Annotated in this window: 13 protein-coding genes; 8 read left to right on the forward strand and 5 right to left on the reverse strand. The window is 62.5% G+C overall.

The window, feature by feature from the left end:
* The first annotated feature begins 126 nt into the window (after positions 1–126).
* The 6 genes from ACVOMB_RS02855 to ACVOMB_RS02880 all read left to right on the forward strand — a co-directional run bounded on the left by ACVOMB_RS02855 (position 127) and on the right by ACVOMB_RS02880 (position 4703).
* On the forward strand, positions 127–996 hold the full coding sequence (locus ACVOMB_RS02855) for a PhzF family phenazine biosynthesis protein (protein WP_481529779.1): 870 nt from the start codon (positions 127–129) through the stop codon (positions 994–996).
* 32 nt (positions 997–1028) lie between these two features.
* Complete coding sequence (locus tag ACVOMB_RS02860; protein ID WP_481529780.1) at positions 1029–1889, forward strand: PhzF family phenazine biosynthesis protein; 861 nt, start codon at positions 1029–1031, stop codon at positions 1887–1889.
* A gap of 163 nt (positions 1890–2052) precedes the next feature.
* Complete coding sequence (locus tag ACVOMB_RS02865) at positions 2053–2928, forward strand: PhzF family phenazine biosynthesis protein (RefSeq protein WP_481529781.1); 876 nt, start codon at positions 2053–2055, stop codon at positions 2926–2928.
* A gap of 20 nt (positions 2929–2948) precedes the next feature.
* Complete coding sequence (locus tag ACVOMB_RS02870) at positions 2949–3419, forward strand: GFA family protein (protein ID WP_481529782.1); 471 nt, start codon at positions 2949–2951, stop codon at positions 3417–3419.
* A 113-nt stretch (positions 3420–3532) separates the two neighbouring features.
* Complete coding sequence (locus tag ACVOMB_RS02875; RefSeq protein ID WP_481529783.1) at positions 3533–4324, forward strand: hypothetical protein; 792 nt, start codon at positions 3533–3535, stop codon at positions 4322–4324.
* Between the two features lie 13 nt (positions 4325–4337).
* The gene (locus ACVOMB_RS02880; RefSeq protein ID WP_481529784.1) at positions 4338–4703 is read left to right on the forward strand and encodes a 5-carboxymethyl-2-hydroxymuconate Delta-isomerase; all 366 of its coding nucleotides are present in this window, start codon (positions 4338–4340) and stop codon (positions 4701–4703) included.
* A gap of 34 nt (positions 4704–4737) precedes the next feature.
* Here ACVOMB_RS02880 and ACVOMB_RS02885 read toward each other — a convergent pair whose 3' ends face one another.
* Positions 4738–5301 (reverse strand): hypothetical protein, encoded by a 564-nt coding sequence (locus ACVOMB_RS02885; protein ID WP_481529785.1) that lies wholly within the window; start codon positions 5299–5301, stop codon positions 4738–4740.
* A gap of 111 nt (positions 5302–5412) precedes the next feature.
* Between ACVOMB_RS02885 and ACVOMB_RS02890 the strand changes: the two genes are divergently transcribed.
* Positions 5413–5799, forward strand: a complete 387-nt coding sequence (locus ACVOMB_RS02890; RefSeq protein ID WP_481529786.1) for a bleomycin resistance protein — start codon at positions 5413–5415, stop codon at positions 5797–5799.
* Between the two features lie 84 nt (positions 5800–5883).
* Here the strand turns inward: ACVOMB_RS02890 and ACVOMB_RS02895 are convergent, their stop codons facing one another.
* The 4 genes from ACVOMB_RS02895 to ACVOMB_RS02910 form a co-directional block, all read right to left on the reverse strand.
* Positions 5884–6315, reverse strand: a complete 432-nt coding sequence (locus ACVOMB_RS02895) for a hypothetical protein (protein WP_481529787.1) — start codon at positions 6313–6315, stop codon at positions 5884–5886.
* Between the two features lie 325 nt (positions 6316–6640).
* Positions 6641–8986, reverse strand: coding sequence for a TonB-dependent receptor (locus ACVOMB_RS02900; protein WP_481529788.1), 2346 nt, complete (start codon positions 8984–8986; stop codon positions 6641–6643).
* Between the two features lie 232 nt (positions 8987–9218).
* Entirely contained in the window at positions 9219–10220 is a 1002-nt protein-coding gene (locus ACVOMB_RS02905) for an extracellular catalytic domain type 1 short-chain-length polyhydroxyalkanoate depolymerase (protein ID WP_481529789.1), read from the reverse strand.
* 87 nt (positions 10221–10307) lie between these two features.
* Positions 10308–11711 (reverse strand): GntP family permease, encoded by a 1404-nt coding sequence (locus tag ACVOMB_RS02910; protein ID WP_481529790.1) that lies wholly within the window; start codon positions 11709–11711, stop codon positions 10308–10310.
* Positions 11712–11866: 155 nt separating this feature from the next.
* Between ACVOMB_RS02910 and ACVOMB_RS02915 the strand changes: the two genes are divergently transcribed.
* Positions 11867–14065: a TonB-dependent receptor gene (locus ACVOMB_RS02915; RefSeq protein ID WP_481529791.1), complete on the forward strand. Its 2199-nt coding sequence runs from the start codon at positions 11867–11869 to the stop codon at positions 14063–14065.
* Positions 14066–14069 lie beyond the last annotated feature (4 nt).

The raw sequence follows: 14069 nt of genomic DNA on the forward strand, positions 1-14069 counted from the left end.
GAGAAAGTAGCATTTGCAACGATCCGGGTCATCTTTGGGTGAATGGGGGACGGATTGGCGATTGGGAATGGCGACATTCCGCATGGTCATGCCTAAGCTGACCTGCCCTGCTCCACCCCAAAACCCATGCCCCCACGTCGCTACCTGCAACTGGACGTCTTCGCCGCCCGCCCCGGCAGCGGCAACCCGCTAGGCGTCATCCTCGACAGCGAGGGGTTGGACACCGCCACCATGCAGGCCCTCGCGGCCTGGCTGAACCTGTCCGAGACCATCTTCTTCCTGCCACCGGACGAGGGCGCCAGCTACCGCATCCGCATCTTCACCCCAAGCGGCGAACTCCCCTTTGCCGGCCATCCCAGCGTCGGCGCGGCCTGGGCGGCGGTCACCTCAGGGCTGGCGCCACCACAAGATGGCCGGCTGGTGCAGCAATGCGCTGCCGGTCTGCTGCCGGTGCAGGTAAGCGGACCGGAAGACGCTCCCACCATTTTGTTGGCCAGCCCACCGGCCAAACAGCATCCAACCGCGCCGGGTGCTGTACCTGAACAATTGCAGGCATTGCTCGTCCCCGGCTGCGTCCCCGAGCTCTGGGACAACGGCCCTCGCTGGTGGCTGCTACCGGCCCGCGATGCCGCCAGCGTGCGCGCACTGGTTCCAGACATGCCCGCAATCCGCGACTGGAGCAATGCCACCGGCGCGACTGGCGTCGCGGTATTCGCTGCCGAAGCCGGTACCGACCACGCTCTGGTGACCCGGGCATTCTGCCCGGCCGACGCCGCCGACGTGCCCGAGGATCCAGTCACCGGCAGCGCCAACGCGCTGATCGCCGCGTGGTTGCAGCAGCGCGGGCAATTGCCGGGAGCAGATGGCAGCTACGTGGTCAGCCAGGGCCGTGAAGTCGGGCGCGATGGCCGCGTACACATTTCAATCGACGCGCAAGGCACGGTCTGGATCGGTGGACAGGTGCAGCCGGTTATCGCCGGACAGGTGCACTGGTAAGCTGCCCAGCCGTCGCTCGGAACCGATTCGTAATGTCTGTTCGCCGCTATCTGCAGTTGGATGTGTTCGCCGCCCGCCCCGGCACCGGCAACCCGTTGGGTGTCATCGTCGACAGCGAGGGGCTGGATGACGCCGCTCTGCAGGCCATCGCCGCCTGGCTGAACCTGTCCGAGACCATTTTCTTCCTGCCGCCGGATGAAGGTGCCAGTTACCACATCCGTATTTTCACCCCCAAGGGTGAGTTGCCCTTCGCCGGGCACCCCAGCGTGGGCGCAGCCTGGGCCGCAGTGGAGCTCGGCCTGGCCACGCCGGACGACAACGGCCAGCTGATCCAGCAATGCAAAGCCGGTCTGCTGCCAGTGCGGGTACAGGGCGGTCGCTGGTTCCGTCAGATCCATGTGCGCAGCCCGCAGGCTGAGCGTCGCGAGATCGACTTGCCAGCATTGCCCGAAGGGCTGGCAGCGCTGGCCAAACCAGACCACAGCCCGGAACTTTGGAACAACGGCCCGGACTGGTGGTTGCTGGAAGCCGGCAGCGAGGCCGCCCTGCGCCGCTACAAGCCGGAGCTGGCGGCAATTGCCGCCATGCCGGGCCGCGGCAAGCTGGCGGTGTATGCGCCTGCAGATCGGCCGGATGTGGGCTACCAGTACGTGGTGCGCGCCTTCGCTCCAGGCGTGGGTGTCAACGAAGACCCGGTAACCGGCAGTGCCAATGCACTGGTCGCCGCGCAGTTGCTTGCGCAGGGGCGGATCAAACCCTTCCAGCAATACCTGGCCAGCCAGGGTCGCGAGCTCGGTCGCAATGGCGAGGTGCGGGTCGAAGTGGATGCGGAATCCAATATCTGGATTGGTGGTGAGGTGCAGCAGGTTATTGCTGGACAGATTGAGTGGTGACAGCGCAAGCCATGCCGGCTGTTCCCTTCTCCCGCTTGCGGGAGAGGGGATAAAGCCAAAGCCAAAGCCAAAGCCAACTGCCAAAGCAACGGCAACAGCCGCAGCAACAGCAAAAGCCGCAGCAACAGCAACAGCAACAGCCTCACAGCATCCGGACTCTCCCATGACCACCCGCCGCTTCCTGCAACTCGATGTCTTCGCCCCCCGCCCCGGCACCGGCAACCCATTGGCCGTGGTCCTCGATGCCGATGGCCTGGACGATGCCGCCATGCAGGCCATCGCCCGCTGGACCCGCCTGCCCGAAACCACCTTCATCTTCGCCCCGACCAAGCCCGGCACCAGCTACGGCATTCGCATGTTCGCCCCGCAGAAAGAGGTGCCATTCGCCGGCCACCCCAGTGTCGGCAGTGCGCATGCAGTGCTTGAAAGCGGCCTAGCGGCGGCGATTGACGGGCAGTTGGTACAGGACGGCATCGCCGGCCAGCTGCCGCTGCAGATCAGCGAGCACCGCGGCATCCGCACTATCGCCATTCGCACCCCGCGCGCTTCGGTGGCCGAGATCGTCACTGCAGACGATCCACGCCTGCAGCCGGCCATCGCCGACTGGCCGCTTGGCAGCCTGCCACCTGCCTTGATGGATGGTGGCCGCCGCTGGTGGCTTGTCGAAGTAGCCAGTGAAGCCGCCCTGCGTGCGCTGAGCCCGGATTGGGATGCGATCGCCAAGCTCGCAGAAGACACTGGCGCGATGGGCGTATTCGCCTACGCGCGCGCCGCTGGCGACGGCTACCAATTGGTGGTGCGAGCTTTCGTCGGCAATGGCCGCCGCTTTGAAGATGCCGCCTCCGGCGCCGCCAATGCGGTGCTGGCTGCATGGCTGGACGAGCGTAACGCCCTGCCCGGCAGCGACAAGCGCTACACCGCCAGCCAGGGCCGCGAAGTCGGCCACGATGCTTTGCTGGAACTACGCATCGACGAGCACGGCGACGTCTGGGCCGGCGGTCAGGTGCAGACGGTAATCCGCGGCAGCATTGATTGGTAAATCACTGAAAGGAATTCCCGGTGCAGAACACGCAAACCTTCGATATTCATTGTGATTGTGGCCAGATCAGCATACGCGTGGAAGGCGCACCTGCTGCTCGCGCCTACTGTCATTGCCGCGCATGCCAGCAGTTCTACGGACTGCCCGTGTTGTCCGCCAATGCCTGGCCCAGCGAAGCGGTGAGTGTCGTCAAAGGCGCTGACCTGCTGAGCACCTATCAGCATCCTCACTTGCAGATGCGGCGGCACTACTGCATCAGCTGCGGGCAGACGCTGTACGGCAGCAACCGGCTGGATATGGCGGTGATCCGCACCAGTTCGATCGCTCACGCGCATGGTGGCGATCTACCTGCGAAACACAAGCCCACGCTGCACATTTTCTATGCCTACCGGGTACTCGATATCGACGATGCGCTGCCAAAGTACAGCGAGGGTTGGGACGGCCCCCTTCATCAGGAAGGAACCGCCACCATTCAAACCTCCGCTGTTTGATTGCCCGCGGATCGACGCGGAATACAACAGCGCAAAGAGTTGGGAACGGGAACCATTGGCTGGTAACCGGGGTCACACCCGCTCGGCCAACAGCCAATACCAAAGGACCAGAAATGCGCAGATGGATCTCGCTGTTATTACTGCTGTTTGTATTCACCGCCTGCGCGGCCAAACCCGCGCCGCCGCCGACAAAAGCTCTGTTCGTCGGCAACAGCCTGATCTACGTGGGCAACCTGCCAGCCACGTACGCGGCACTGAGCAGCGCCAACGGTCACCCAGTGCACAGCCAGATGATCGTCAAGGGCGGCGCCCACCTCGACCAGCGGGTTGCAGATGGATCAGTACAACGGGCACTGAGCGAGCACCATCCGCAGCTTCTGATCCTGCAGGAACAAGGCGGCGCCCTGCTGTGCTTGCCGGACCAACCAGCGTGTGCAAAGTCGCGGACGGCTATAAAGGCACTCGCCAAAGCCGGTGGCGACGCAGGGGCGCGCGTGCTGCTGCTAGGTAGCTACCAGTCGCACCCAGCGGCTTCGACCCGCCTTGTTGCCAAGGAAGCTGCAGCTGCCGAACAAGCCGGCATTCCCTATGTGGCGATCTCGGACGTCCTGCGCGCAGCCTCGGCCGCGGCGCCGGACCTCCCGTGGTACGACGCCGACGGCGGGCATCCCGGCCCCGCACTCACCCTGCTTGATGCCATCCAGCTCTATCGCGCCATCCACGGCCAGCTGCCGGAGCATGGCTTCTCGGTGGAAGCACCGATCTATCTGCCCAGGAGCGGGCTTGATGCAGGCCTGCGCAATGCCGACGCCAGTGCACCACTCGCCGATACACCAACCCATATCGCCTACCCTGATGCGATGATCCGGCGCATCAACGCGCTGCTGCTATCCACGCCCCCCTGACAACGAGCTCACCATGCCTCACCTGACCATCGAATTCAGCAGCAATCTCAGCGCCACAATCACCCCCGCACTGCTGCGTGCCGTCAATCACGCGCTGCTTGGCACCGGTCAATTCGAGGAAGCGGACATCAAATCCCGCGCCCTGCCATTTGAATGCTTTGCGGTTGGCACCAACGACGGCCCACGCGGCTTTGTCGCTGCGCGGTTGGCAATGCTCAGTGGTCGCACTGCCGAGATCAAACGCGATATAGCCAACGATCTGCTGGCTATGCTGGAAGCAACAATTGCCGCCGGAGAACTGGAACTTCAGATCAGCGTCGAGATCGTGGATATCGATCGCGACAGTTACGCAAAAGCTGTGATTCCGCGCACGATCTAGATGCCACTGCTCACCAGGAAAACGCAAACCATCCTCAACTTCCGGCCATCTTGAACCTGATTTTTGCGCCATCAAACAAGGTGAGATAGGCGTCGTTCGAGCGCAGCTTTACGTCCACCCAGAAAATCATCTCCTTCGTCCCCGGAGCCACCTCAGGGAACGAGGTATTGACGCTGAGCTCGACCTTGCCCCTATCGCCTCGCGAGTGCAGTAGCTCGCGCTGCAGATCGCGAAGTTGGTGGGTCCCTTCCGCGTTCAGTGCCAACTCGTAGGTTGTAACAGCGATGTTCCTGCTGAGCATGCCGGGGCTACGCTCGCCCTGACTGGTGCCCAGCAATCTCAGTGGCATCGTCGCAACCCGCGGGCCCTCGCCTTGGAGCTGCAGCTGCAGGGTCAGACGCGTGGCGTCCGGGTCCAAGGTATTACCTCGGGGAATCGCTACCTTGACCCGGATACCCACCGGATCAAGTTGGACCAGTGCGCGCTCATCCAGGGAAGAAAGCCGCAGCGCGGTAGACAGCGGAATCGAGGCGCATGCACACAGTAGCGCCAAGCACAGCACCACGAACGATCTTGCAAAAATCACAGGAAAAGGCATCGAAGCGTCTCCTTGATATTTGTAATTTCCCTATCGGCTCGCCGGTGCTGGGAGCCCACCCGTACATCGGCCGTGCCACTATCGCCGAAGCCTCACCCCGGGAGCAACATCATGTCCTCAGTCCACTTCCAATCGATATCGCCCTTTCTTGGCACGGACGACCTGCCTGCCACCCTGGCTTTCTATCTAGACAAACTCGGTTTTTCCCTGGCTTGGGAATGGGGCGAACCTGCCGAATTGGCTGCGGTATGCCGCGATGAGGTCGAGCTGACGCTCACCAGCCGCACCGATGCCAAGCCCGGTGGTATCAGCCGGTTGTACCTGCATATCGATGGAATCGACAGCTATCACGCGCAGCTGCAATCCGCAGGCGTGGTCATCACCGTTGCCATTGCTGACCGACCGTATGGCATGCGCGATTTCAGCGTCACTGATCCGGCGGGCAATGTGCTGTGTTTCGGGCAGGCGTTGCCTGTGGGCTCTGTAGGAGCGGCGTAAGCCGCGAAGCTCGTACAGAATCTGCCAGCCAATTGCCCGCAATTGCAGGTGGATCGATTACGGATGGGTTTTCAGCTTCGCGGCTCACGCCGCTCCCACAACCACAGCCGGCTTCCTTGCTAGTGCGTAACCCAACCAGGCGAATGGTATGTAGGCCAACAGCACGTCCAACACTTCGAACCAGCGCGGCGCCGGTAGCATGAAACAGCTGGCGACGCCGCCTGCCAGGAACAGCAGGCCGATCAGCACGGCTGGCACTTTGCTGACTCCTCCGGCAATCCAGGTTGCCAGCAGCGCACCAGCCAATGTGCCCAGCGCGTGGGCGAGGAAGGGAAACAAAAAATGTCGCGGCTCCAGCAAGGGCATCGCCGCCTGCAAGCCTTCAGTGGTGGTGAGATACATGCCGACTGGTGGTGGCAGCAACTGCCCGCCGAGCACGATCAGCCCCATATTGACCGCGCTGCCGGCGATCAAACCCAGCACCACCGCCAGCAAGCCTCGCAGAAATGCACGCATCACCCTCTCCCCACCTTACCGATGAGACGGGCTGAGTATGATCCAAGCACGGCCTTGTCGCTCGCCTTCTTTCTGGAGATCCGCGTGTCCCACCGCCCCCTGCATGCTTACCGGGGCAGCTGCCATTGCGGCACTGTCAGCTTCCGCATTGAAACCGACTTCCCGGAGCTGACTACCAGCGACTGCTCGATCTGCCGACGCAAGAACGCGTTGATGGTGAAGGTGCACGAATCGGCGTTCGGAAAGTCAAAAGCTCACCCCACCCGCCCCTTCGGGGCACCCTCCCCCGCAAGCGGGAGAGGGGCTTCAAGCTAGGCTTGAGCAATCAACGCCAGTTGTAGTTGAACGAGACACCAATGATGCGCGGGTCGTTGTAGACCGCTGCCATGTAGTTCTCGATCACACCCTTGAGGTTCTTCTCGTTGGTGATGTTGCGGGCAAATGCCGCCACTTCCCAGGCACCGTAGCCGCCGGTATAGCCAACGCGCAGGCCGCCTTCGAAGTTGCCCTTGGAGTAGAACTCCTTGCTGTCGTACAGCACGAACTGGGTTTCGCCCTGCTTGTTCCAATCAGTGGCGAAGAACACTGCGCCATCATCGCCGACCGGAATGTCGTAGCGCGCGGCCAGGTTCAAGTTGTACTTCGGCGCGTTCGGCAGCGGGTTGCCGTCGATCTGGGCGTAGACGTTGCTACCGATCTTGATGGTCGGGTCGTTGACCGTACACACCACCACGCCGTTGAGTGCGCAGACCTGCGCATACACGCGCTTGTCCTGGATCTCGCTGTGCAGCAGGCTCAGGCCAGCGGTCAGCGACAGGTTCGGGATCGGGCGCCAATCCATGTCGGCTTCCAAGCCATAGGCGCGCGCCTTGTCGGCATTGAACAGCACACCATTGCCGTTGGAATCGTTGCCGTTGAGCTGGATGTCGTTGACGGTATAGGTGAAGCCGCTGACGTTCAGGCGCAGGCGGTTGTCGAACAGGCTGCTCTTGATGCCGGCTTCCCAAGACAGGATGGTTTCCGAATCGGCGGTGGTGAAGTCGGCATTGAACACGGCCGAACGGCCCTGGATGGTCGGGCCACGGAAACCGCGTGCCACACGTGCGTACAAGCTCAGCTCCGGGCTGATTTCATACATCGCGCTCAAATCCCAGCTCGGCTGGGTATCGGACATCTCGACGTTGTGACGACCCTTGTACGTCACCAATCCGGCAGCGGTGTCGGCCGTCTTCAGCAGGTTTGTGCTCTTCTCGTCCTTGGTCGCGCGAACACCGGCGGTCAAGGTCAGCGCGTCAGTCGCCTTCCAGCTCACCTGACCGAAGCCTGCCCAGGAAGTGTTGATATTGCGCAGGCGCACCCAGTTGTTCGGGTTGTGCGCAGCGGTCTTCAGGAACCAGGCGCGCTGATAGAAATCGGTGGTGTCGCGGCCGTCGAAGTAGAACGCACCTACCTGCCACGACCACGGATCGGTCGCATTGGAGGCCAGGCGCAGCTCCTGGGTGAACTGGTCCAGATCGCGCACCTGGCCCATCGATTGACCGTAGCCATTGGGAACGCCGTTGACCGGGTAGTTCACTGCCGCGCCACCGTCGGTATCGCCACGGCTGTAGCCAGAGGTGGTTTCGTAGGCGCTGATCGAAGTCAGCGTGGTGTTGCCGAAGTCATAGGTCGCCTTCAGCGAGCCACCATGGGTCTTGTAAGCCTGCGGGTTGTTGTCGGCCTCGTCGAAGGCGACCTTGTCACGCGGCACGTCGGTGCGGTTGCTGCCCTTCACCAGCGCGTTACGCAGGAACAGGGTGGAGGTGCCTTCATAGTCGCGGGTATGCACAGAACCAAGCAGCGAGAACTGTTCATTCGGCTTGTACAGCAGCTGCAGGCGCAGGTTGCGGTCGTCGTAGCCGCCCATCGCGTCCTTCTTCGGCGTCACGGTACCGTCGGCGCTGGGACCACGATAGGTGTTGTCCACCCAGTCATCGCGATGCTGGTACAGGGTCGACACTCGGTAGGACAGCACGTCGTTGATCGCGCCGCCCATGCCACCGTCGATGGCGACGGTGTTGTAGCTGCCGTAGCTGACATTCACCCGGCCGCTCGGGTCCTGGCTGGGTTTGGCAGTATCGAACTTGACGATGCCGGCAGTGGTGTTGCGGCCGAACAACGAGCCCTGCGGGCCACGCAGCACTTCCACCTGGTCCACGTCGTAGACCGGGTTGGACTTGAGCACCACGTGCTCCAGCACCACGTCGTCCTGGATGATGGAGACCGGCTGCGAGGCGCCGAGGTAGAAGTCGATATTGCCCAGGCCACGGATGTAGAAACGCGGGAAGATGCGCCCGGTGGTGGTCTCGGCATAGAAGCTGGGGACGCGGCCGGACAGCGCCAGCAAGGTGTCATCGGCACCTTCGGTATAGCTGCGCAGGGCTTCGCCCTGCACCACGCCCACCGACACCGGCACGTCCTGCAGGTTCTGCTCGCGGCGCTCGGCGGTGACGGTGATGGTGTCCAGCGCCGTGGCGGCGCTGCGCGCCTCAGCCGGCGCCGCATCCTGGGCCAGCGCGGTCTGCGCGGCCAGCGGCAGGATCAGCAATGCGCAGGCCTGGGCCAGCAGCGAGCGACGCGGAAAATCATGGATAACACGGGTAACTGCAGAGTTGGTGCGGTGACGCTGCATGGAATGGCCTTGGTTGGCAGTTGATGATTGCGCCCGGCCCGGACAGGACCGATGACACGGCATGAGGCGCGCAGATCATCACCGCACAAGGTTGCAATTCGATGGCATTGCCAGCGGACAAGCCCCAAAAGGCGAACGCCAGCGCAGGAGCAGGCTGCTCCCAGGCTGGCGATGACACCATTCAATCAGCGCCCAGCACTCCAACCGCTCGGCGGCTGGCTGCTGCATGCGCTCAGCGCAGCTGATCTTTCAGGAACAACCAGGTGATCAGGGTCGCGTCCGGCCCCTGCGGATCGGTGAACGGCAAGCCTGAAGTGCTGCCGCTCCAGGCATGGCCCATGCCATGCACCAAATAGTCCTGAACCAGAGTCTTGCCACCGTAGGTGTAGTTCTTGACCGTATAAGCGCGGCCACCCGGTACCTGCCCCGCAACGGTGCTGGTCGGCACGTACTTGACCGAATCATTGTCCACGCCATCATCGGCCAGATCATTGGTCTGCAGGAATTGACGCACTGCCTGCTGGCCGTTCACCGGGTTGACCGTAGCATCGGCGCTGCCGTGGAACACCAGCACCGGCAACGGACGCGGCGACGGCGAGCCGGAGCATTGCCAGGCAAGCTTGCCATTGCTCTCCGGCGAATAGATGCTTCCCGCCAACAGCGCGTAAGCACTGCCGGATACGGTGGTCGCGCCCTTGTACATGCCGCCGGAATGGATGGCACCCGCAGCGAACACGTCCGAATAGCAGGCCAGCATGATCGAGGTCATCGCTCCGCCAGCGGATATGCCGGTGACGTAGACACGGCGCGGATCAACCGCGTAGCCGGCCTTCACCGCATCGACGATACCGGCCAGGATCGAGGCCTCGCCACTGCCACGGGCCTGGTTGATCGGCAACTGCCAGTTCCAGCAACGCGTGGGATTGGCAGTGACGTTCTGGCGCGGATAGACCACGATGAAGCCTTCGACATCGGCGACATCATTGAAGCCCGAGGCTTCGCCCATCAGGTTGGGTCCGTTGACGCAGCCGTGCAGCACCAACAGCACCGGCAATGGCTTGGTTTCCTCATAGCCCGCCGGCACCCACACCTGGTACTCACGGCTACCGAAAAGGTTGCCATACAGACCGAAATCCCAATGGCCTGCAGCGCTTTGCGCAAACGCACTGCCTGTCGCCAGCCAGGTACACAGCAGCAATAGAGCAGCTTTGATTGAAGCGATTCCAGATTTCATAGCCAGATCCTCATGTGTGAGTCGTGGATGAAGTCGTACCGGGAATCCTCGCGGACCAGCCACCGCCAGGGTGTTGCGACGCCGCTGTCAAACCCAGCCGGTGGCGTAATAGATGCCGATCACCACGAACACCGCGAGGGTCTTGATGATGGTCACGGCGAAAATGTCCTTGTAGGCCTGCCGGTGGGTCAGCCCGGTCACCATCAGCAAGGTGATCACGGCGCCGTTGTGCGGCAAGCTGTCCATGCCGCCGGAGGCCATCGAGGCAACGCGGTGCAGCACTTCCATCGGAATGCCCGCAGCCTGTGCGTTCTCGATGAAGGTCTCTGACATCGCCGCCAGGGCGATACTCATGCCGCCAGAAGCAGAACCGGTGACGCCAGCCAAGCCGGTCACGGTGACCGCCTCATGCAGCAGCGGGTCCTTGATCGAGCCCAGGGCATTGGCCACCACCATGAAGCCGGGCAGCGCAGCGATCACCGCACCAAAGCCATATTCCGAGGCAGTGTTCATCGCCGCCAGCAACGCGCCGCTGATTGCAGTCTTGGTGCCATCGGCAAATTGAGTGACGACCGGGCGCCAGGCCAGCAGCATCACCGACAGGATGCCGACCAGCAGTGCGCCCTCCACCGCCCAGATCGCGGCGATTTTCGGGACTTCCTGCACCACTGGCGCGGACTTGCCGAGGATGGACGGCACGAAGCTGTGCTCGGCGCCGTACCAATGCGGGATGCCAAGGGTGAACAGCTTGTTTGATACGAACACCAGCAGCAATGGCAACACCGCGATGCCCGCATGCGCCAGGTTGGTACCGGTGAACGGCGTCGGCTCATTGACCAACGTCGCCGGATCGCCATAGCCCTCGCCGTTGCGCACGGCAACGCGGCGGCGCCATTCCAGATAGGCCATGCCCACCGCCAGCACGAAGATGCTGCCGAGAACGCCCAGTACCGGCGCGGCCCAAGTGTCGGTGCCGAAGAAGGTGGTCGGGATGATGTTCTGGATCTGCGGAGTACCCGGCAGCGCATCCATGGTGAAGCTGAAGCCGCCCACTGCCAGTGTCGCCGGAATCAACCGCTTGGGGATATTGCTCTGGCGGAACATTTCGGCGGCAAACGGATAGACCGCAAACACCACCACGAACAACGACACGCCACCGTAAGTGAGCAGGCCAGACACCAGCACGATCGACAACATTGCCCGCTGCGGCCCGAACATGCGGATCGCCGCGCCAACAATCGATTTGGAAAAGCCGGAGAGCTCGATCAGCTTGCCGAACACCGCGCCCAGCAGGAACACCGGGAAGTACAGCTTCAGGAAGCCCACCATCTTGTCCATGAACAAGCCGGTGAACATCGGCGCCACCAGCGAGGGATCGGTCAGCAGCACCGCGCCAAGCGCGGCGATGGGCGCGAACAGGATCACGCTGTAACCGCGGTAGGCGACCAGCATAAGGAAGCCCAACGCTGCAAGTACGATCAGTAACGACATACGGCGCTTCCGAATGATGAGGCGCCCAGTATCCTGATCTGATGGCCGCTGCCGACTGGACCTAGGTCCACTCGCTGGTGCACACACGCGTCGCTAGCCTTGGCTCCGAGGGTGGCATACGGCCATCTGCAACGTACTTGCCTGGGGAGGACCGAATGAAGCGGAATTGTTTGAGCCTGATGATCGGCGCGCTGTTGGCCTCCGGGCCGGTATTGGCACAGGAAGCACAACCAGCTGCACCGGCGACGGGCAAGGCTGCTTCGGCCACCAACCTGGACAGCATCACCGTCACCGCGCGCAAGCGTGAGGAAACCTTGCAGGAAGTGCCGGTCGCGGTTACCGCCTTCACCTCCGAAGCGCTGGACAAGTTGAACGTGCAGGACATCGCCGATCTCGACGCGCAGGTACCCAACCTGACCATCTATGCGGCGCGTGGTGCCAGCAGCACGGTCACCGCATATATCCGCGGCGTCGGTCAGTCCGATCCCACCTGGGGCGCGGACCCGGGCGTCGGCATCTATCTGGATGACGTCTATATCGCGCGTCCGCAGGGTGCGTTGCTTGACGTTTTCGACGTGTCGCGCATCGAAGTACTGCGTGGCCCGCAGGGCACGCTATACGGCAAGAACACCATTGGTGGCGCGATCAAGTACATCTCGCGCGGCCTGCCCACCCAGGTCGAGGGTTACGCCCAGATCACCGCAGGCAACTACAACCAGCTTGACGCCAAAGCGGCAATCGGCGGCCCGCTGGGCGGTGCGGACAGCGGCCTGCGCGGGCGTATCGCGGTGGCCAGCATGAACCGCGACGGTTTCGGCGAAAACACCTTCAACGGCCAGCCGGTCAGCGACAAGCAGATCAATGCGGCGCGCTTGAACCTGGGTGCCTACGCCGGTGACGACTTCGACGTGCAGTTCGCACTGGACTGGATTGATGACCAGTCCGGCATGCGCGGCTCGAAGATGCTGGCGCGCAACCCGTTCACCCCGATGTATCCGCCGATGGATAACCGCTACAACATCCGCTCGGGCATGCAGAACCTCAACAGCGTCGAGACCAAGGGCGCCTCGGCAACGGTGAACTGGCGTCCGAACGATGACATTGCACTGAAGTATGTGGTCGCCAAGCGTGAGTCGGACAGCCACTCCAACATCGATTTCGACACCACGCCGGTCAAGCTGGCCGACGTCGGCGGCTTCTACGAGGACAACCAGGTCAGCAACGAGCTGCAGTTCAACTACGATGCCGGTGGACGGGTGCGCGGCGTGGTTGGTCTGTACCAGTTCAGCGGCGAAGCGGGCGGACAGATCCGCAACAACTTCTTCAACCTGCAGTTCGGCGATACCCGCGGCAAAGTGCTGACCGACAGCATCGCACTGTACGCGGACTGGACCTTCGACCTGACCAACAAGCTCAAGCTCGATGTCGGCGCGCGCTACACCGACGAGGACAAACGCGCGATCGTGTTGAACCGCTTCTACTCCGACGCGACCTTTACCCGGCCGATCGCGGTTGCAGCCGATTTCGACAAGACCACCAACTTCAAGAACGTATCGCCCAAGGTATCGCTGGACTACCAGATCACCCCGGACATCATGGTGTATGGCCTGGCTACGCGTGGTTTCAAGTCAGGGGGCTACAACATCCGTGCCAACGCCGTGGCGGTGCCGCGCTCGGCCGAGCCGTTCGATGACGAGACCGTCGACAGCTTCGAGATCGGCAGCAAGATGGGCTTCCTCGACTCGCGACTGTTTCTGAACCTGTCGGCCTTCCACAACAAGTACAAGGATATCCAGCTGTCGGTGTTCACCGGCATCGATACCAACGGCGATGGCGTCGATGATGCCTTCTTCGGTGACTTCACCAATGCTGGCAAGGGCACCGTCAACGGTCTGGAAGTCGAGTACCAGTACCTGCCCACCCAGCACTGGCTGATCTCCGGCAACCTGGCCTGGCTGGACACCAAGTACGACGAGTACATCGACCGTGGCGTCAACGTCGCCGACAAGATGAAGTTCACCAATGCACCGAAGTACTCGGGTGCAGTGAATGTGGAGTACCGCACCGATCTGGCTAACGGCAGCAACCTGTCCGCCCGCGTTGGCTACAGCTACCAGAGCGAAGTGTGGCCGACCACCGACCTGAGCCCGGTGATCCGTCAGGACGGTTATGGTCTGGTCAATGCCGGCGTGATCTGGAAGCTCAACGACGCCTGGACCTTCTCGCTGCAGGGCACCAACCTGGCCGACAAGGAATACCGCACCACCGGCTACAACATCCCGGCGGTCGGCACCCTTATTGGTTTCTATGGCCCGCCGCGCCAGTACAGTCTCAGCGTCCGCTACGATTTCTAGGAAA

The sequence above is a fragment of the Stenotrophomonas sp. STEN018 genome (genome assembly GCF_056760235.1).